Origin of the sequence: Clostridioides sp. ES-S-0005-03 (assembly GCF_020658455.1) — a bacterium.
Taxonomy (GTDB): Bacteria; Bacillota; Clostridia; order Peptostreptococcales; family Peptostreptococcaceae; genus Clostridioides.
Window position 1 is genome coordinate 151,075 of record NZ_JACVWI010000005.1, and the last position, 20,402, is coordinate 171,476.

Annotated in this window: 17 protein-coding genes; 13 read left to right on the forward strand and 4 right to left on the reverse strand. The window is 24.4% G+C overall.

Annotated elements, in window-relative coordinates; all coding sequences use genetic code 11:
- Positions 1 to 125: 125 nt before the first annotated feature.
- From IC218_RS17000 to IC218_RS17010, 3 genes are all read left to right on the forward strand, one after another.
- Positions 126 to 2,720 carry an AAA family ATPase gene (locus IC218_RS17000; protein ID WP_227825024.1) on the forward strand — a complete coding sequence of 865 codons (2,595 nt, stop codon included), beginning with the start codon at positions 126 to 128 and terminating at the stop codon, positions 2,718 to 2,720.
- Positions 2,721 to 3,137: 417 nt separating this feature from the next.
- Positions 3,138 to 5,756 carry a transglycosylase domain-containing protein gene (locus IC218_RS17005; protein WP_227825025.1) on the forward strand — a complete coding sequence of 873 codons (2,619 nt, stop codon included), beginning with the start codon at positions 3,138 to 3,140 and terminating at the stop codon, positions 5,754 to 5,756.
- A 26-nt stretch (positions 5,757 to 5,782) separates the two neighbouring features.
- The gene (locus tag IC218_RS17010; RefSeq protein WP_227825026.1) at positions 5,783 to 6,463 is read left to right on the forward strand and encodes a hypothetical protein; all 681 of its coding nucleotides are present in this window, start codon (positions 5,783 to 5,785) and stop codon (positions 6,461 to 6,463) included.
- 185 nt (positions 6,464 to 6,648) lie between these two features.
- Here IC218_RS17010 and IC218_RS17015 read toward each other — a convergent pair whose 3' ends face one another.
- Positions 6,649 to 7,158: a hypothetical protein gene (locus tag IC218_RS17015; RefSeq protein WP_227825027.1), complete on the reverse strand. Its 510-nt coding sequence runs from the start codon at positions 7,156 to 7,158 to the stop codon at positions 6,649 to 6,651.
- 343 nt (positions 7,159 to 7,501) lie between these two features.
- Here IC218_RS17015 and IC218_RS17020 point away from each other — a divergent pair, with 343 nt between their 5' ends.
- Positions 7,502 to 8,005, forward strand: a complete 504-nt coding sequence (locus IC218_RS17020) for a hypothetical protein (protein WP_227825028.1) — start codon at positions 7,502 to 7,504, stop codon at positions 8,003 to 8,005.
- Between the two features lie 12 nt (positions 8,006 to 8,017).
- Positions 8,018 to 8,467 (forward strand): hypothetical protein, encoded by a 450-nt coding sequence (locus tag IC218_RS17025; RefSeq protein WP_227825029.1) that lies wholly within the window; start codon positions 8,018 to 8,020, stop codon positions 8,465 to 8,467.
- A gap of 72 nt (positions 8,468 to 8,539) precedes the next feature.
- On the opposite strand, the gene IC218_RS17030 is transcribed toward IC218_RS17025, so the two are convergent.
- The 3 genes from IC218_RS17030 to IC218_RS17040 all read right to left on the reverse strand — a co-directional run bounded on the left by IC218_RS17030 (position 8,540) and on the right by IC218_RS17040 (position 12,359).
- Positions 8,540 to 8,854, reverse strand: coding sequence for a hypothetical protein (locus IC218_RS17030; protein ID WP_227825030.1), 315 nt, complete (start codon positions 8,852 to 8,854; stop codon positions 8,540 to 8,542).
- Between the two features lie 318 nt (positions 8,855 to 9,172).
- Positions 9,173 to 10,912 carry a stalk domain-containing protein gene (locus tag IC218_RS17035; protein WP_227825031.1) on the reverse strand — a complete coding sequence of 580 codons (1,740 nt, stop codon included), beginning with the start codon at positions 10,910 to 10,912 and terminating at the stop codon, positions 9,173 to 9,175.
- Between the two features lie 238 nt (positions 10,913 to 11,150).
- Complete coding sequence (locus IC218_RS17040) at positions 11,151 to 12,359, reverse strand: hypothetical protein (RefSeq protein WP_227825032.1); 1,209 nt, start codon at positions 12,357 to 12,359, stop codon at positions 11,151 to 11,153.
- Positions 12,360 to 12,970: 611 nt separating this feature from the next.
- Here IC218_RS17040 and IC218_RS17045 point away from each other — a divergent pair.
- The 8 genes from IC218_RS17045 to IC218_RS17080 all read left to right on the forward strand — a co-directional run.
- Entirely contained in the window at positions 12,971 to 15,028 is a 2,058-nt protein-coding gene (locus IC218_RS17045) for an SPFH domain-containing protein (RefSeq protein WP_227825033.1), read from the forward strand.
- 16 nt (positions 15,029 to 15,044) lie between these two features.
- A complete protein-coding gene (locus IC218_RS17050; RefSeq protein WP_227825034.1) occupies positions 15,045 to 15,482 on the forward strand; it encodes a hypothetical protein in 438 nt (145 codons plus the stop codon).
- A gap of 106 nt (positions 15,483 to 15,588) precedes the next feature.
- On the forward strand, positions 15,589 to 16,527 hold the full coding sequence (locus IC218_RS17055; RefSeq protein WP_227825035.1) for a hypothetical protein: 939 nt from the start codon (positions 15,589 to 15,591) through the stop codon (positions 16,525 to 16,527).
- 158 nt (positions 16,528 to 16,685) lie between these two features.
- Positions 16,686 to 17,114 (forward strand): hypothetical protein, encoded by a 429-nt coding sequence (locus IC218_RS17060; protein WP_227825036.1) that lies wholly within the window; start codon positions 16,686 to 16,688, stop codon positions 17,112 to 17,114.
- Between the two features lie 150 nt (positions 17,115 to 17,264).
- On the forward strand, positions 17,265 to 17,885 hold the full coding sequence (locus IC218_RS17065) for an anthrax toxin lethal factor-related metalloendopeptidase (protein WP_227825037.1): 621 nt from the start codon (positions 17,265 to 17,267) through the stop codon (positions 17,883 to 17,885).
- 155 nt (positions 17,886 to 18,040) lie between these two features.
- Complete coding sequence (locus IC218_RS17070) at positions 18,041 to 18,286, forward strand: hypothetical protein (protein WP_227825038.1); 246 nt, start codon at positions 18,041 to 18,043, stop codon at positions 18,284 to 18,286.
- 21 nt (positions 18,287 to 18,307) lie between these two features.
- Entirely contained in the window at positions 18,308 to 19,633 is a 1,326-nt protein-coding gene (locus IC218_RS17075; protein ID WP_227825039.1) for a DUF4116 domain-containing protein, read from the forward strand.
- A gap of 191 nt (positions 19,634 to 19,824) precedes the next feature.
- A partial coding sequence (locus tag IC218_RS17080) for a transposase (protein WP_227825040.1) occupies positions 19,825 to 20,402 on the forward strand: 578 nt, incomplete at its 3' end.

Here is a 20,402-nt window from a genome sequence, read left to right on the forward strand (position 1 = left end):
AGTCAATAAATAAAACGTGTTTTTTATAAACAATATAAAATAATTTATAAAATATATTGACTATATATATAATAAATATAAAAAAATGTATTATACAAATAAATTAAAAAAGAGGGGATTTTTATATGTTAAGATTTTTAGTTTTGGGAGATTGGCATTATTCCAGTAAAACTCCAGGGAGCCGAATAGATAATTTTAAAGAGACAAGACAGAAAAAGACGAAAGAAATAATGGAAATAGCAAATAAATATAAAATAGATGCTTTTTTGGAAATGGGAGATTTCCTTAATTCAGATAGACTATCAGAATCGGAACTTGCTTCTTTAGCTAAAGATTTTAAGTTCTCTCAATTAAATAATAAGGTATTAGAAATGAAAACAGGGGAGACAACTTTTAGAGAAATAGAACAAGAACTAAAAAATACTATTCCTGTTATTGGAACAATAGGGAACCATGAATTAATAGGGAATGAAATTTCTTCTTTAGAAGAGACGTCTTTAAATGTTTTAATTAGTTGTGGAGCTATAACAATTGCAACTAAAGAAAAGCCAGTCATTTTTAAGGATAAAGAAGGTTTTTCTTTAGCAATAACAGGAGCTCCTTATACTCATAACATAGATGGAGAAGATAAATCTGCCTATATTGTTAATAAAAAGTTGGCTGATTTTCACATCCACCTTGTACATGGATACTTAATGCCTAAAAGTTATGGGAAGAAGTTTAAACATACTGTTGTTTCTCAAATAGCTTATACTGAAGCCGATTTGACCATAAATGGACATGACCATATTGGCTATGATGAAATTATTATTAATGGAAGGAAATTTATAAATCCAGGTTCTCCATTTCGATTATCAGCAGAACTTAAAGAAATTAACCGTATGCCAAAAGTTATTTTAATAGAAGTAGATAAAAATGGAATAAATACAAAGCCAATTTTTTTAACATGTGCTAAAAAGGGAAGTGAAGTTTTATCAAGAGAGAAAATAGTTAAAAAAGAAAAAAAATTAGAAAAAATAGAAGATGTAAAAAGCTTAATGAATAAGGCTGAATTAACTAAAGGAATAGATATAGTAGATATAGTAAAAAACATTGCAAAAAATAAAAACATAGATGATAACATAAGAGATCAAGCAGTTAATAATATTGTGGAAAATATAAAACTTATGAAAGTTCCTTTTTCTTCAAAAGGGAAATACACAATAACTGAATTAGAAATTGTTAATTTCGCTTGTTTTAAACATGCAGTGTTTGAATTTTCGGAAGGGTTAAATGTTGTATCTGGAGTAAGTGGTCAAGGCAAATCTGCTGTACTTAGAGCAATAAGAGAAGTATATGATTGTTATATTAAAAATCCAAGAAACCAGATTTTAAGTGGAGAAGACTTTTTTAAAATAACATTATATTTAAGTAATGGATTTGTAATTAGTAGGATAGTAGAAAACAATGAAGATAAAAACGGAAATAAAAGAAAAGGGAAAAATGGATATGAAATATTTAATCCAAACAAAGGTTGTGTAGAATATTTTAATACAAAAGCAATAACAACAGTTCAAGAAATTTTAGGATTTAACAAAGTTAAATTATCTGAGAAAAGTAGTGTTGATGTAAATTTTATTAATCAGGGTGATCCTTGGTTTTTTGTTGGTAAAAATATGTCCTCTACAGATAAAGCGAAATTGGTAGGGAGCTTATATGGAACGCAATATGGAGATGTAGTAGTAAAAGACATGACTTCGAATATAAAAAAAATAAATCTGAAAAAAAATGTGATTGAAAAAGAAATAAGCGAATTAGAAGAAAGAAAAGAAAGCTACAATTATGTTTTTAAATTAGAAGAAAATATCTATAAGGTAGAGAGTATTTTAAATGAGATTAAATTAAAAAAAGAGTTAATAGAGAAGTTATCAAAATTTTCTATGGAGTTAAGAGAAAAAGAAAGAAGTATAAGTGAATTAGAAAAGAAAGTGCTAAAGCTAACTGAAAATAAAGAAAAAATTACAGATATGTTTGAATTGCTAACTAATAAGTTCTTTAAAATAAAAATTCTTGAAGAGAAATCTACTGAACTTACTAAAGTGTTAAAATTAGGAACAGAATTAAGAGGGAAAGTAGAAGCATTAAAAGAAGTTAATAAAGCACATTCATTAATGACCAACCTAAAAGGCTCTTATGAGAAAATAGAATTAGAAGAAAAAAAATTATATGAGTACAAAAAAATTGAAAGTGAAAAAACAAATATATACAAAAAGTATAAATATTTAAAAGATAAATATGATGTTTTATTGGATATGGAAAAACAAATTAATAAAATTAAAGATTTAAATAGAATAAATGAGACAATAAAAGAAAAATCTCAAAGTTTAAAGGATATATATATATTAGAAGAAGAATTAAAAAATATAAAAAATAGAATAGATAAATTTAATTTAATTAAAAATAAATTAAATGGTATTGAAGATGTTGATCTTAAGTTAATTCATTTAAAAGAACAAAAAGAGAAGATAGAAATAATTGAAAAACAAAAAGAAGAATTAAACATAGTATTAAATCAAGGAAAAGAACTTAAACATAATATTGACCAGAAAAAGGAATACCTAATAAATAAAATAGAACTATATAAAAAACTTTTGTTGGAAGTTGAAATATGTCCTATTTGCCATGCTAAAATAGACAAAATAGTAGTAAACTCTATAATTAACAATCTAATTAAATTTTAAAAAAGATACTGACAATAATTAAATTATTGTCAGTATCTTTTTTTTGAAAAATATAAGTAATAAAATTATAGAGATTTATAAACATGCATAATATATTGTAAGAAATTAAAAAATTTAATTTTCTGCCTTAATAATGGGCTTTACTAAGCGTAAAATATTAACTGGAGGTATTTCTAAATGGAATTTTCAATAAGAACTATGAAATTGAAGTTAGTAAAGAAATATGTAAACCCCTAAGTTTATATAGGGTCCCGTATTGCCTGGGGAACCAGGCGATATCCTTAAAAAAGGAATACCTACTTTTGTAGGTATTTTTTATATATTTTTTTATATTTAGATTTTTGCTAAAATATGTTATATTAATTATAAAATATATTGCTTATATAAAATATATTATTAAAAAAGGAGTAGAGAACAATGGGTAAAAAAAATAGAAAAATAAAAATTATTATTATATCTATTTTCCTTTTTTTAATTATATCTCTCATAGCTTCCATTTTTATATATCTTTATTTTAAAAATGACATTAGTAACTATATAGAAAGAGCTTATAGTAAAACTGAAAATATGAATAGGAATTCTTTTAATAACAGAAAAACAACAAAAATATATGATAATAATGGAAAATTATTAAAAGAATTTAAGGTTAGAGAATATGATTATCAAAAATATAAGGATATAAATCCCTACTTATTTAAAGCTTTTATAGCAGTAGAAGACAAACGATTTTACGAACATAATGGAATTGATTTTAAAGCTTTGATTAGGGCAGGAATAGTAATATTAAAAGGAGGAGAACTGCAAGGAGGCTCCACAATAACACAGCAATTAGCTAAAAATATGTTTTTAACTATGGATAGGAATATCTGGAGGAAACTTGAAGAAGCTGTAATAGCTCAAGAAATAGAGAAAAAATTTTCTAAAAGTGATATATTAGAATTTTATGTTAATAATATTAATTTTGGTCATGGTTGTTATTCAGCCGAAACAGCATCGATGTATTATTTTGGGAAAAGTACAAAAGATTTAACATTATCTCAAATAGCTTTATTAGCTGGAATACCAAATAACCCTTCTATATATGACCCTGTATCGAATAAAGAAAATTCTATAAAGCGAAGAAATAGCATAATTGATAAAATGTATAGTTCTAAATTTATAACAGAGAGAGAACAGATAAATGCTAAAAAAGAAGTACTTGAGTTAAATATCCAAAAAAAATATTATGATAATAACATTAATGACTATGCTGTTGAGTATGCAATTCAAAAATCTGTAGAAGAAATTATGAAAGATGATGGTTTTCAATTTAGATATATATATGATAATGAAGAACAAAGAAAAAAATATTTGAATTTATACTCTAAAGAATATAAAAAATGTAGAGAAGAAGTAATTAATGGAGGCTATGAAATTAATACCTGTATTAATTCTGATCTGCAGGATAAACTCCAATCTATTATAGACAAAGAAATGAGTAAGTATAAAAAAATAAATAAGTCTAATAACTTGTACATGAAACAATCTGCGTCTACTGTTATTAATAATGATACAGGAGAGGTAATAGCAATGGTTGGTGGTAGAAGTCAAGATGGTAAATTAAACTCATTTAATAGAGCCTCTATTGGAGCAAGACAACCTGGTTCAACTATGAAACCACTAATTTCATACCTACCTGCATTTGAAAAAGGATATTCCCCAGATGATCAATTTACAGATAAGCCAATTAATAAAGGTCCACTTAATTGGTATAAAGGATATAAAGGAGATATAACATTAAGATATGCCACTGAGATTTCTACAAATACTATACCATTTAGGTTAACCAAACTAAATGGAGCTGAGAAGTCTCTAAAATATTTAGCTAAAATGAATTTTAAATATCTAACTCCAGCAGATAAAACGCCTACTATAGCTTTAGGAGGATTAACAAGAGGAGCAACGACAACTGAAATGGCAAGTGCATATTCCACAATTGCAAGGAATGGAGAATTTATAGAACCTACAAATGTAAAAGAAATTAAAAAAATTACAACTGGAGAAGTTATTTACAAAAATAATAAAAACAAAAAGAGAGTATATGATTCAGGAGCTTCTTACCTAATGACAGATGTTTTAAAAGGCAGTATTGAAAAAGAACATGGGACTTCTCATAAGGCTAAACTTAATAATTATAAATACCAAGCAGGCAAAACAGGAACAACAAATAATAATAAGGATGCATGGTTTTGTGGATATACTCCTTATTTTACAATGTCTGTATGGATCGGAGATGATACACCTTCAAACCAATCTTCTTTAGAGTCTAATTTAGTTAAATCTATATGGAATAAATTCATGAGTGGATTACATGAAGGTAAAAAGGAAGTAGACTTTAAAAAGCCAGAGCAAGTTTATATTGAAAATGGTAAATTAAAAACATTAGGACCTAAAGAATTTGCAATTAAAAAAGAACGATTAAGTCTTGAAAAAGATAGAAAAGATAATGAATCAAAAACTCAAAAAGATAGATTAAAAGAATTAGAATATAGAGTTATATTTGGACTAAGTGAAGATGAAGAACTTATTAGAGAAATAAAAGCAAAAAATGAGATAGAAAGTTTAAGAGAGTATAAACTAATTAATTTAACACAAGTAAAAGAGTTAGATAGAATTCTTTTAAAAGTAAAAAATAGTGTAATGAATGTAAAAAGAAAATCTGTGTATGATGAACTTATGGAGGAATATAGATTTTTAAATAATAATTTTAATGATATTAAAGCTCAGTTAAATAGAGAGAAAAGGGAAGAAGAATATTTTAAAAAACAACGAGAGAGGGAAGAAAGAGAATATCAAGAAAAAATTAAAAACCAAAACAACAATAATGTTCAAGAAAGTGAAGAAAAAGATACAACAAATAAAGATGAAAATTTAAATAATGAATCAGATAATGAAAACATCGACACTGAAGATAGTCAAGAAGATAAAAATAATAATGAAAATAAAAATATAGAAAATGATAATATTGATACTAATGATGATAAAAATAAAATTTAATATATAATGGAGAAAGGAGCTATTTAATGAAGTTCTTTAAAAAGAAAGTCATAGCTATAATTACTTTAGTAGTTATAATCATAGGTTTTGTCTTAGGGGGAGAAGTCAGTAAAAAATCAGAAATATCAGAAGATAATTTACAAGGGTTAATTAGCCAAAATTATAGTATTGAGAATTTAGAAATAAAAAATAACTCTATAGAATTTATAGTAAGAGGAAACTTGCAAATGAATGATATTAAAGATTTTTCTAATGAACTTTATAAGAAAAGTAAAAACTGGGAGCAAAATGAATTAAAAGTATTTTTTGTATCAAAAGATGCAAATACAAAAAATTTAAAAGAAGAATTTTTTGTAACTGGTCTAACAAACAAAGTAATTATAGATAAAAAGAAAGACATGATAAAAATAGGGACTTTTGTAGGTGTTCCTTCGATTGAAAAATCAAGAGAACTTTCTAAATTTAAGGAAACTAATATTAAATATAAAGATAATAATGTAGAGATTAATGTTAGTTTACCAGAAATAAATAGTTTAGAACAAATAGTAAGCCAATCTAAGACTTTTTCTATAATGTTTAGAGACATAAATAAGGATAAAGATATAGATAACATCCAGCTAAACATAAATACTATTAGTAATAATTATATATTCAATACCAAAAATGAAAATGTAATAGAAGTTATAGAAAACATAAAACAGTCTTAACTAAAACAAAAAGTAGAGTATTAATACTCTACTTTTTGTTTTAGTTAATTTTTAGCAGAACTTTTAAAGTTAGTTTTAGAAAGAGTTTTTAAATTTAATGCTAAAAACAACTTCTTTTTCTTAGACCTCAAGACTTTTTAAAATTGAGTTCTTATATAATATTAAATGCACTTTAAATTATACCACTATTTTATTTCTGTGTCTATGTTGGACGACTCTCTTAGTTTAAATGTAGATATAGTATTTCTCATGGATATCTTTGTTTGTTCTTTTTCTATAGGAATTATTTGGGATAGGAAGTCCCAATCATAAGAAAATTTTAATTGTGTGGTAATATTTGTCCCCCTTCCAATAATAGGCATATACAAGTCTGGGGATAATTCATACCCATTAATATAAACTTTCCATTTTTCTTCTGCTATCCCAGCTTTCCCAAGAATATACTTAACATCTTGGTATAATTTTTGGCTTGTAACATAACTATCTAAGTAATTAGAAGGGACTGAAGTTCTAATACCTCCTTGATGCCCAACAACCCTTGAAATGTAAGTTGATGTTGAAGATATGGAATTAAATTTTTTTTGCATATTTTGAAAATCCATAATTCCAGCAATACAAATAAGAAAAATAATTGAAAATATGGCTACCTCTAAAGAAGTAAATCCTTTATTGTTTTTTAGTGTATTTAAATTCATTTTTTAATTATATTCCTACCTTTCTTCATATTTTCATTTGTTAATATTATACAAATTTTAAATATTTAGTATAACTTATATACTTACTAATGCATTAACAAAAAATATGAGAAAATATAAAATATTATTTTTTAATGTTAATTTATGTATTTTTGATATTAAATTAACATTAAAAAATAATATTTTTATTAATAATAAAAAATAATTTAGTATTTATAATAATTTTAAATTATATTTTGTTATTTTATTTTTTTTAAAAAAATAATTTGTTATTTAATGGAATTAAAAAATAAATTGTATTATATAATAAAAAAATATAAAAAGGTTTTTTATTAAAAAGGAGATGGTTAAATTGGCAAGACCACCAGAACTTCCTATTAGGGGTGAAGAGGATTATTTCCAAAAATTAGTTAAGGAAATAAATCCATATCTCCAATCTCTAAACATAGAATTGAATTTTAAAGGCTATAAAAACACAGTAAAAGAATATGGAGAAGTTGACTCTAAGGATTATAATAAGCTATGGGAATTAAGTAGAGATTTTAACATGTGGGGGGAGTATTTTACAAATATGCAAGCAGTAATTGAAAAATTATATTTAGATTCTGAGGTTGCAGAGAAAGAGGTGTTTGCTATTGCATCTGAGATGGCAGACGTGAAATCCGTAAATAGAGGAGATAGATTTGCTAATAGAGAAGCTTCAGTTGTAGAAACGAGAAAAAATAAAAATTCATTGAAAGCTTTTTTAAAAGTAATAGAAAGTAAAATAGACTTTTCTTATAAATGTCACCACCATTGTAAGAATACTTGTAACTGTATAAAGATGCAAAATCCAAATTTTAGTTAATGGGTGATTATGATGAAAAAGTCAAAGAAAATATTAAGAAGACAATTAGAGTTTATAGAAATTTCTAAAAAAGTAGGAAAATTATTTAAAGATAGAAATATATCATTATCTTTTGAAGGATATAAAACAACATTAGAAGAATATCTTAGTTGCAATGAAAATGATTTAGAAAATCTATACCATTTAATAATTGATTCGAATTTATGGAGCCATTATTTTGGAGATCTTATAGGGTTAACAGATAATATTTATTCAGAAAAAATAAGTAAAAATTTTTTTTTAGAAATGGAACATATTACAAAAAAAGAAGAAATTGAAGATTTAAAAATAGAGATTAATTTATTTAAAGTATTTTTAAAACGATTAAAAATACAAAAAAAAATGTTTGATAGAATTCATTACCATTGTTCTAAAATGTATATGGATGCAAATAATAATTTGAATTTTAGAAGTTTTGAATAGCTCTAATAAAAAATCTCTTACTTAGCATTTATGGTAAGAGATTTTTTTATGTAAAATAAGATATTTAATTAATTATTCCCATAAAAAATAGATAGTGTCCTCTTTAAGCATATTTAGTTTTATATTATCAAATAAGTTTTTAATATTATGTATACCCTCTTCACTTTTTACACAGTTACAGTGTTCTGTATAATCACTTTTAATAAAATCATTATAAATAGCATTAAAAGAATTGAAACCGATTTCCACACAATCTTCTTTCTCTATGGAAAAAGAGAAATCAATATAATTTAATAAAATATTAAATTCTGGCTGAAACATTTCAGATTTTAAAACTACAACCCTGTTGTTATTACTAATTTCTGCTGTTATTGAATAATTTAACATCTAAAAATCACTCTCCCCAATACTTTTTGATAAACATACTTTTTATACTTATTTATATAATTATATCATAGTTTATGATTGTTTTTTATTTTATACAAAAAATAATGATGAATTATTAAAAAAATTTAGAATAAGTGTACAATTATTAGATTATATAGTTTAATAATCTATAAATAATAGATTAAATATAAAAAAAATAACCTAAAATGGTAAAAAATGGAAATAATATATACAATAAAAATATCTAATACTTACATTAGATATTTTTATTGAAGAATAAATACTAAATTTTTTATAATGATTGAATTATCTATTTTATTATTTCTTAAGTATAGAAATTTTATTAGTAGATGCATTAAAATTTATACTAAATCCAAATTCTCTAAGTACAGCATTCATTTCAGCATAAATAATATTGTTTTCTAATTTAGAGGAAGTTGTAGTTAATTTTTCAGCACCATTTATTTTTATTTTTTTAGTTCCAATATAGTATTCAGTTATACTATTGTTATCGCTCAAGATAGCTAAATTTTTATTAATTTTAAGTTTAATTTTTAATTCTTTTGCGATTTCTTCAATAGGAAGTTGTATTATACCGTTTTTTAACATAGCTGGATGTTTTAATTTAACTTCTTTATTATTTATAAAAATTTTATCTAAGGAAGAATTTTGTTTTTCATCTTTAAATTTTGGTTCATTGGTTTTATCTTTTTCTTCTATTTTTAAAGAAAGATTATTAAAGGTATTCAATAATCCTTTTATTTCAGCTTCTGAATAGGAGCTTTTTTTATCTTCTACAACCAAAGGTTTACCTTCAGCAATAAATAGTAATTTCTTTTTATCTTCAATCAAGTAACCATTTTTTATTTTTAATGCAATTTGATTTAATACATCTCTAACTTGATTATAAGTTACAGTTTTATTTAAATTTACATTTATGCCAGAATCATAATAATAGATATTTTTATCATTTTTATTTAATGTAAACTTTAAAGTAAGATTACTTTCTTTATTTAACTCATTTTCATTTAAGCTTTGCCAAACATTTAAAGCTAAATCTCCATTATGGTTTCTATTCCATACTTCTCCCGTTACTATGTTAGAATTAAATATGTTGCAAAACCCATTTTGAGCTTTAGTTTTCTTTTTGTTTACGATATTTCCATTTAAGTCATAGATTGTAGTTATTTTAGTGCAACTATTATTTTCTTTTACATATTCATCAGAAGTTAAATCAGAAGAATTTCCTGGAGTTAAACCATTATCTAAGCTTGGATCATAATTATCAGGTGTACCATTATTATTGTTACCACCAGGATTAAATTCATCATCTGGAATTTTATCTGGTATATAAATAGGAGGCTCATCTTTATTAGGATTATCGTCTCCATCTGGTTTTGTAGGTTCGATACTTGAAGGTAGTTCATCCTCTGGGATTTTACCTGTTTCTTCTGTTGGAGTAAAATTTTGTAGTTCAATAAACATAGAAGCTCCACCTTTTAATATTTTATTAGTTCTCTCATCTTTAAAATAATCTGATAACTGATATCCTATGTATAGCCCATATTTATCAAGGAAAAAAGAATATTTGTCATTACTGTTTAATCTTTTTACAGAAGATAGGTACATCTCATCCATAAATTTTATAAAAAGTTCATTTCTTTCGCTCCCATTAGTATTAACAAAAGCTAAATAAATAAGTTGAAAGAAAATATAATCAAATTGATCATAGTCTTTATGTTTTTGTATTTCTGAGTCTTCTAAATTTGTATGTAGATTTACAGACATATTAAATATATCTATTAATAAACTCTTACTAAAATCTAAATTTAATTTATCTAAAGACTCTAAAATTCTATCAAGGTCCTGCATTGTATCTGGATTAAACACAACTGGTATAATATCTTTTTTATTTGGACTTATTAAACTATTATTTGTACTTTCTTTTCTTGTTATATTATTTTTATAATTAGCTTTATTTACCGCAAATGAAGTAGTTGGGACAACTTGAATTAAAATTAGCCCTATCGAAATTGCGGATATTAATTTTTTATGCATAACTTAGCCCCTTTCTTATTTTTAATATTACATACTATACAAAAGATACTTCTTTTATAACATTCACTTGAATATCTAAAAAATATTACCATTGTACAAGGTTTATTTATTATAAATATAATTATTGTGTAATATATAGAGTTCATGGACAAATGTTGTATATTTTACCCCTCTAAATATATGACATCAAAAAAATACCTATTAATTACTGTAAAAAGTATTAATAGGTATTTTTATCTTAATAAGAGTTCACATGTATTTTTTCATTACAAATTGGGCATTTTTTATTTCTATTTATTATATCTATTGGTTTTGCTAAAAATAAGTTATCGCATTCTTTACATAAAAACTTTGTATATGTTAATAAGTTTACATAATCAGAGACAAGTACATATCTGTTAAGATTATTTTTTAATAATAAATAGTTAATGAAAGTATATTTAATGTTATTTTTATCTTCAAGATTAAGAAAAGCTTCTTTTTCTAAAATAAAAACTTCTTTTGAACTTTTTTCAAACACACTAAATTGATTTTCTTCCATATCTAATACTATTAATTCCTTATTAGAAAAATCATAAATATCTTTTTTAAAAATATCTTCTTGTGATAGAGTATTATTTTTATTAAGTTGTTTTAAATAATCTTCTTGAGAACAAACTTTGCATTTCTCTTTAAATTCTAAAAAATAAGGTGCTGTTTTAAACTTAAATCCACATTTAGAATGTAAAATCTCAACTTCTCCATAAAACCCATTATAATTACTCGTTAGAATATATTCATCTGAAAAATTTTCAAATATCCTTTTTTGTAATCTTTCAGTTTTCTTTTTTGTTAAACAATGCTGACATCTTTTACCAGAAATAAATTCATGAGGAGTAACTAAAAACTCCTTATTACATTTTGTATGCTTCATTAAAATGTTTTCACTTGCTGAAATAAATCTGCCTGTTACTTCATACTCATTCCCTGTAAGCTCTAATACCTTCTCTTTAAATCTTGACGATGTATTAATAGGTTTACAAAATTTACAATAATAATCTTTTGTTATATCTGAAGGTTTTATACAAGAGACTTTCTTACATGATTTATGCATTAACATTATAGGCTTATTATAATCTGTAACAGGTTCTAATAATTCATATTTATAATCAAAAAAAAGTAGTAGCTCCTTATTTAATTTATCAGTCAAATAAATTGAATTGCATTTAAAGCATATATATGAATTATTAATTAAAAATTTATAGTTAGTACGACATACGGAATAGCAAGTTTTATGAATTAATATTATTTCATCTTCTAAATTTAGAAGAATATTAATAAAAATATATTCATTTGAAAATTTTGTATATATTATTCTTTGTATAATATCAAAACTGTCAATTGTTTTAATGTGCTTTTCTTTAGAGCTTTTTTTCTTAAATCTATTAAAAAAGTTTTTTATCCCCAATCAAATCACCCTTTATAAAAAATAACTATTTAAATCTATTCGCCAAATTATAGTGTTAACCTTTTTTAATTTAGAAGATAAAAATATATTTTGCATATCTATTATTACATTGTTTCTTATATTAATGTAAACATTTTATATAATGAATTAGATACAATAACAAACAATGAAAGGAGACATTAATGAAAAAATTTATACCATCAATTATAATTGTTTTATCTATAGTATTTTTAGAGGTAAATATTAATAATACCTCAGCTTATAACATAAATCAAATATCAATTATTTTAAACATCCTTATATTCCCTATTTTATTCTTTATACAAGGCCTCATAGTACAAAAAGAGAATTTAAATGAAAGTTTTTTGATTTTCCCTTTTGTAGCTTATATATCTCTATTAATTATTTCTTTAGAATATAAAAATCTTATATTTTTATTAATATATTTTTCTTTTATAAAGCTTGGTTGTTTTTTAGGAGAATGGATTTCTAATAATAAATAGAAATACGTTTTTTTATAAAAAATAAATTCGTGATTTACGTTGACTATAAACAACAAAAAGTATATATTTATATTAAAAATAAAAAGAAAAAATAAAAAGGAGAAAATAATGATTGATATTATGGTTGTTGTATTTACATTGGTAATTTGTATATTTTTAGGGATTATTCTAATTGGACCAAGGATTATAGGAAGTGGAGAAATAGGAATTGTTGAAAAAAAATTCTCAAAGAACTTTTTAAAAGAAGGTGAACTTATAGCCTTAAATGGAGAAGCTGGTTTTCAAGCAGATATTCTTAGAACAGGATTACATTTTAAGAATAGACTTTTTTACAAAGTTCATAAAAAGCCATTAGTTACAATAAAACAAGGACAGATTGGTTATGTTTTTGCTCGTTCAGGTGAAAGTTTAAAAAATGGGCAAATATTAGGTAGAGCAGTGTCATGCAATGATTTTCAAGATACAAAAACATTCTTGAAAAATGGAGGTCAAAAAGGACCTCAAAGAGTTGTTTTAAGAGAAGGAACATATGCTTTTAATTTAGCTGAATTTATAATCTTAACAAAAAATGAAACTTATTTTTTAAATATAGGAGATAAAAAAGAAATCGAAGACATTAAAAAAATGAAAGATGAATTAATTAAGAAAAATGGTTTTGATCCAATAGTCATTGATGATAAAGAAGATAATCTTGGCATTGTAGTAACTAAAGAAGGAAAAGCATTGAAGCAAGGAGATCTAATTGCACCAATAGTTGGAGATGATGAAAATAATCCTGACTTATACCACAATTCTTTTCAAGATATAGAAGCATTTTTAAAAGCTGGAGGATATAAGGGTAGACAATATGAAGTATTAACAGAAGGGGTGTATGTAATAAATCGTCTTTTTGCATCAATCGAAATTGTACCCAAGCAAGAAATAGAAATAAGTTCAGTTGGGGTAGTTTGTTCTTATATTGGACAAAAAGGAGAAGATGTTTCTGGCAAATCTTACACTCATGGAGAGTTAGTAGAAGATGGATGCAGAGGGATACTTAAAAATCCTTTAATGCCAGGCAAATATGCTTTTAATATTTATTCTGGTTCAATTGAAAAGATTCCAACAGATAACTTTGCATTAAAGTGGAGAGGCGATGAATGTGGCCAATACGAATATGATAGACATCTAAAAGAATTATCTGTCATTACTAAAGATGGATTTAAACCTTTATTACCACTTTCTGTAGTAGTTCATATAGATTATAAAAAAGCTCCACTTGTAATACAAAGATTTGGTTCAGTACAAAAGTTGGTTGATCAGACTTTAGACCCTATTATATCTGCTTATTTTAAACAAGTTGCAGAGACAAAAACTTTTTTAGAATTACTACAAAATAAAACAGAGATAAGTCAAGAATCATATAAAATAATGAAAGAAGAATTTCAAAAATTTAATTTAGAATTAGAAGAAGTTTTAATAGATACTCCTAAAGCCAATGGGGATGAAAGGATATTAGCTCTTATAGAACAGTTAGCAGATAGACAATTAGCAAAAGAGCAAGTTGAAACATATGAGGCTAAAAAAACAGCATCTGCAAAAGAAAGAGAATATAGAGAACTACAATCTAAAATAAATGAACAAGATAATCTAACAAGTTCAGAAATCCACATTAGTATAGAAAAAAATAATGCAGAAGCAGAAAAAGCAGTAGCAGAGATAAAAGCAACACAAAATAAAATAGAAGCAGATTCAAAACTATATATTAAAGAAAAAGAAGTAGAAGCCGAGACATATAGAATTTCAGAAAAAGCAAAGGCAGAAGCAGAAAGTATTAAAGCGTTAGCAGAAGCAGAAGCACAAAAAGAAGAAAAAGTAGGTAAAGCTATAGCTTCTGCCAATAGAGAAAAAGCAAATGCTTATGGTAGCGCTGAGCTTCTAATAAAAAAAGAAGTTGCTATAAAATTTGCAGAAGCTATAAAAGATGGCAATATTGATATAGTTCCTAAAAATATTATAACAAATGATCCAAATAAAGGTTCATCTAATGTTTTAGATAATATTCTTCAATTATGTACAATTAAAAAAATGGAAAATTTCGAACCTTTAAAATGTAAAGAAAAGACAGATGTTCAAGAAAGCCTAAATGAAGCAAAGACAAAAATTAATGAAAATGATTTAATATAACAGGCAAGGGGTTAATATGTTCTTAACTAAATATAAAGAAATGATGAGTTTTAAGCTTTATAAAAAAAATAAAATAATAAAGGAGTTAATAAATAATATAAAAGAAGCTGTAGATATAAATAAATCTATATTAATTTGTAATAAAAATCAAATTGAATTTGAATATGAAGGTTATATATATACAATTGATAAATTTTTAAATAGTAAGATTTTACAAGAATATTATAAGAAAGAATATTATAAAAAAAATTCTTCTCTTTATAATGATTTGTTCGAGGAAATTTTTTGTTTTGATGATAGTACAATAGGAGTAAGAATTGTAAAAAAAGAAAAAATGGCATTAAGTTTATTTTCGAAGTTATATAGAGATGAAAATGTTAAATTCTTAGAAGTATACTCTAAAGACTTTGTTGAGAATAAAAAAAGAATATTGATGAAAAATTATAATATGTGAATATTGTTATAAAATAGAAATTTTATTGTTTATATAAAATATTTTAATGAGAAAAATATATAATAAATAAAAAAGTATTTAAAAATAAAAAAATGGAGGACAGGAAATGTTTGATATGAAAGGTTTTTTAGAAAATGATAATATTAACCTAAGAATAAATAGTTCAAGTAAGGAAGGCCAAAGTTCAGTATTTTTAAAAGTTCAGTCAGAACAGAATCGTATTTTTTACCTATTTAAACAAGAGAATGAAAAATATTTTAATCCATTTAAAGAAAAAAAATTTGTTGGAGTATATGATTCAGAAGAGAATATATTTTTTGAGGTTTCTAAAGGTTTAGTTAAAAAGAATTTAAATGAAATTGATTTTAGAGATGTAAAAATAGAACAGTTGGAAACTGTTTATAGAAAAATTATTAATGATATAAAAGAAGAGATTGTAAAGACGATAAATAAAGATGAAAATTATTTTATTGATAATTTACTTGTAAATACTGTAGTAGATAATGTGAGCTTAATGATAAAACAAAATGCAAGAGAGAAGGCTTTTGAATTATATATAAAAGATATAGAACCATTTGAAAATGAATTTATTGATCTAAAAGAAATAGATATCTTGTATAAAGATAATATATCCATTCTTTTGGCATATCTTAAAGATAAAGACAAAGTTATAAGGATAGAAGCAAATAAAATTATATACAAAAATGCTGAATCCTTCTATGAACAACTTTTATCTTATAAAGAAAGACAAAAAGAGCTAAATAGATTAAGAGTCGCCAATCTTTATATAGATGAAAAGAATCTTTTAAAATGTATTTGTGAAAGACAAATGAAGACTTTAAACATAATTGTAAGAAGTGAGCAAGGAAATATTGAATTAAAAATAGATAATAATTTATCTTATAATAGACCTTATATATTAACAAGTGATATTAGAGAAAGTGAAGATAAAAAAGAATATTTAAGAACGAATAAAGGTGATAGAATAGATTTAAAAAATATTCTTTATATAAAATATCATGGTCAGGTAATATATAATAAATAATTTTTTAATATAACTTGATAAGAAAAAGACTACTTTTAATTAGAGGTAGTCTTTTTCTTATATTTAATAAAGTTATTAATTATACAAAATCTACATGGAATCTATAATAAATAAAACATAAGTTTATATAAATAATTAATAAAAAGGAGAGAAGTAAAATGAATGACTTTGATAAAGTAAGTAGGTTCAGTAGTTACTTAAAATTTGCACAAATGCAACCTTTTGAAATGTGTTTAATGGCAGTAAGACAAGATGGGACGTTACTTAAAGATATAAGATGGAATGAAGTTAATTTCTCGGATCAGGAAAGATATGAACTGTATTTAGAAGCAGTAAAACAAAATGGGTTAGTTTTAGGAGTTATAGATTTTAATAATTTAAAAAGAGCTCAGATATATGAATTGTGTTTAGAGGCAGTAAAACAAAATGGTTTTTCTATATTTAGTATAAAATGGGAAGAATTTAATTTTACAGTAGAAGAAAAAAGAACTATATGTTTAGAAACTGTTAAGCAAAATAAAGAAATATTCAGCTATTTTAATTGGGACAAAATAAATATAAATAATGAAGATAAAAAAATAATATAATATTTCATTTTAAAAATACCTTTAATTAAATTAAAGGTATTTTTAATGTGTTTTACATGTTTATATAATAAAAAAAACTTTTAAAAATATAATAAAAAAATAATAAAAAAGGAGGTATCTACTTGAATATAATTAAGTAGAAAATTTATCATGATAAATAAGAGAAAATTTACAATTAAGATTATTGTTGTTACAGTTTTATTGTCCTTGTGTAGCACTTTTAAGTCTGATGCTTACAGGGACAATGAGATAAAAGGATTAGAGATTGACCATTTAAGAAATGAAGCCTTCGATTATAGTACTTTTATACAATTTGATGGAGTAAACTGTGATAGGCAATTTAAGTTATATAAATATCTTAATGTAATTCCAGAAAAGCTTATAGAAAGCTTTATCGAAAATGATATGAAGATAGAAATAACGAACAGATCACTTCAAGAAAGATTCCTAAGTGATTCTCCATTAGCTGGAGTTTTCTTTGAGGATACAATATATCTAAGCAATATTAAAGATTGGGATGAACAATCTTTAATACATGAATTTGGTCATTTTGTAGATAAAATATCTGGTGAAGATAATTTCTTTAATATATACACAGAAGAAAAAAACAATTTAGTTTTAGATGAAAATAAGGATATAAACTATTACTTGAAAAACCAACATGAATATTTCGCTCAAGTGTTTGAGGAGTATTTACTTAATCCCAAAAGATTATTAAAAAATAATCCTAAGACTTATAAGTATGTGGAACTTTGTATCAATAGAATTTAAAAATAAAAATGTAAACAACCTCTTTTTTTGATAATATAAAAAAGAGGTTGTTTATTTTATAATTTCACTAATTATAATAAATATGAATTTTGAATATAATAATTAAATTTAAAAAGTTTTTATATAAATAAAATGAAGAGAGGTAGAGCTAAGCTATGAGTAAAAACAATAATGCTTGGGTTATAAGATTATTAGCAAGTTCAAGAGATCAAACAGAAGAAATGTGTTTAGACGCTGTTAGTATTTATGGAAAAGCTTTACAATTTGCAGACAACCAAACGTATTTAGTATGCTTAAAAGCTATTGAACAAGATAAAGATGCTATAGAGTGTATAAGATGGGAAGAAGTTGACTTTACAGAAGAAGAAATAAAGAAATTAAACATACTATCAGGTAAATAATATTTAGGAGGATTGAATTATATGAATAGTAAAAATTTTGAAAACTATTTAGAAAGAATTACAGAACAAAAAGAAAGTTTAAGAATTGTAGATGTTGGCAAATTAGATTTAACTAAAGAGCAAGCCTTTATTTTATATTTAAGTGCTGTAAAGAACGATGGTTTAGAATTGAAATATATTGACTTTAAAAAATATGCTTTATCAGATATAGATATTAAGCAGATATGCATAGAGGCAGTTAAAAAACATGGCTATGCACTGGAGTATATAAAGTTTAATGAACTTAATTTATCAGCTAAAGAAATAGAAGAAATATGTATAGAAGCAGTAAGACAAAATGCATTTTCTGTAAAAGTTATAGATTTTAATGAGTTAAATTTATCAGATAAACAGATTTATAATATACTCACTGAAGCAGTAAAACAGAATGGATATGTTTTAGCAGATATAAAAAAACAGGATTATAATTTATGTTTAATAGCAGTAAGACAGCAGGGGTTATCTTTACAATATGCAAAATTTGACTCATTTTATATTACAGATGAACAAAAGAATAAACTTTATATAGAAGCTGTTAAACAAGATGTTTCAGCTTTGCTTTTTATAGAAAATAAAACAGAAGAAATCTATAAAGAAGCAGTCAAGAATGATGGATTAGCTTTAATCTATATAAAAGAGCAAACAGAAGAAATGTGTTTAATAGCAGTAAAACAAAATGGTTTGGCTTTGGAGTATGTAAATAACCAGACAGAAAATATCTGTCTGGAGGCAGTAAAAAGGAATGGATTAGCTTTAAAGTATGTAAACAATCAGTTCGATAAAATTTGTATAGAAGCCTTAAAGGAATATGGATTAGCTTTAAAATATGTGGAAAAACAAACAGAAGAAATGTGTTTAATAGCAGTAAAACAAGATAGTAAAGCTTTAGAATTTGTAAAAGAGCAGAACAATGAAATATGCAAAGAAGCTGTCAGACAAAATGGATTAGCTTTAAAGTATGTGGAAAAACAAACAGAAGAGATATGTTTAATAGCAGTAAAACAAGATGGTAAAGCTTTAGAATTTGTAAAAGAGCAGAACAATGAAATATGTATTGAAGCAGTAAGAGAATGTGGATTAGCTTTAAAGTATGTGGAAAAACAAACAGAAGAGATATGTTTAGAGGCAGTAAGACAAGATGGATTTGCAATTAGAGATGTAAAAAATCAAACAGAAGAAATTTGTCTTGAAGCAGTAAGACAAAAAGGATGGTATTTAATGTATGTAAAAGAACAAACAAAAGAGATTTGTCTTGAAGCTACTAAAAATGACAAAAGAGCTTTTCAATACGTAAAATTAAGTTTATAAAAAAATAAATCAAAGTATGAAGGAGCAAGAGACGTATTCTAAATTAGATGATAAGTGGTACTTAATATTTGAGTGTAGTGAGGTAATCAAGAAAGAAGATTTTTATCACTGATAGGCGAAATACTCCATCCTCAACGTAAGTAGGGTGGAGATTAAAGCCTGTAATATAAAAAACTAAAGGAGGTGAAGAAATGATACAGATGAAAGCTTTTAAATTTAGAATATATCCAAATCAAATTCAAAAAGAAATAATAGAAAAATCTTTTGGGTGTTCGAGGTTTGTGTATAATCACATGTTAGCACTTCAAAAAGAAAAATATGAAAATAAAGGTGAGTCATATTCAAAGTATGAATTAATTAAAAAACTTCCATCGCTTAAAAAAGAATATGAATGGCTTAAAGAAATTGATTCAACCAGTTTACAAGCTACTATTGATGATTTAGATAGTGCATATAAAAACTTCTTTAGAAAGATTAAAAAAGGAAATAAACAAGGTTTTCCAAAATTCAAAAGTAAAAGAAATCATAAAAGAAGTTTTGAAAGTAAATGGGTGAACAATAATATAACTATTAAGGATAACCTAATTAAACTACCAAAATTAAAATGGGTTAAGGCTAAAGTGACTCAAAATATAAATGGTAGAATATTAAATGCTACTGTATCAAAAACACCTACAAGTAAATATTTTGTTAGTATATGTTGTGAAGTTGACATAAAACAATTAGAAGAATCTAATAAGTATATTGGCATAGATTTAGGCTTAAAAGA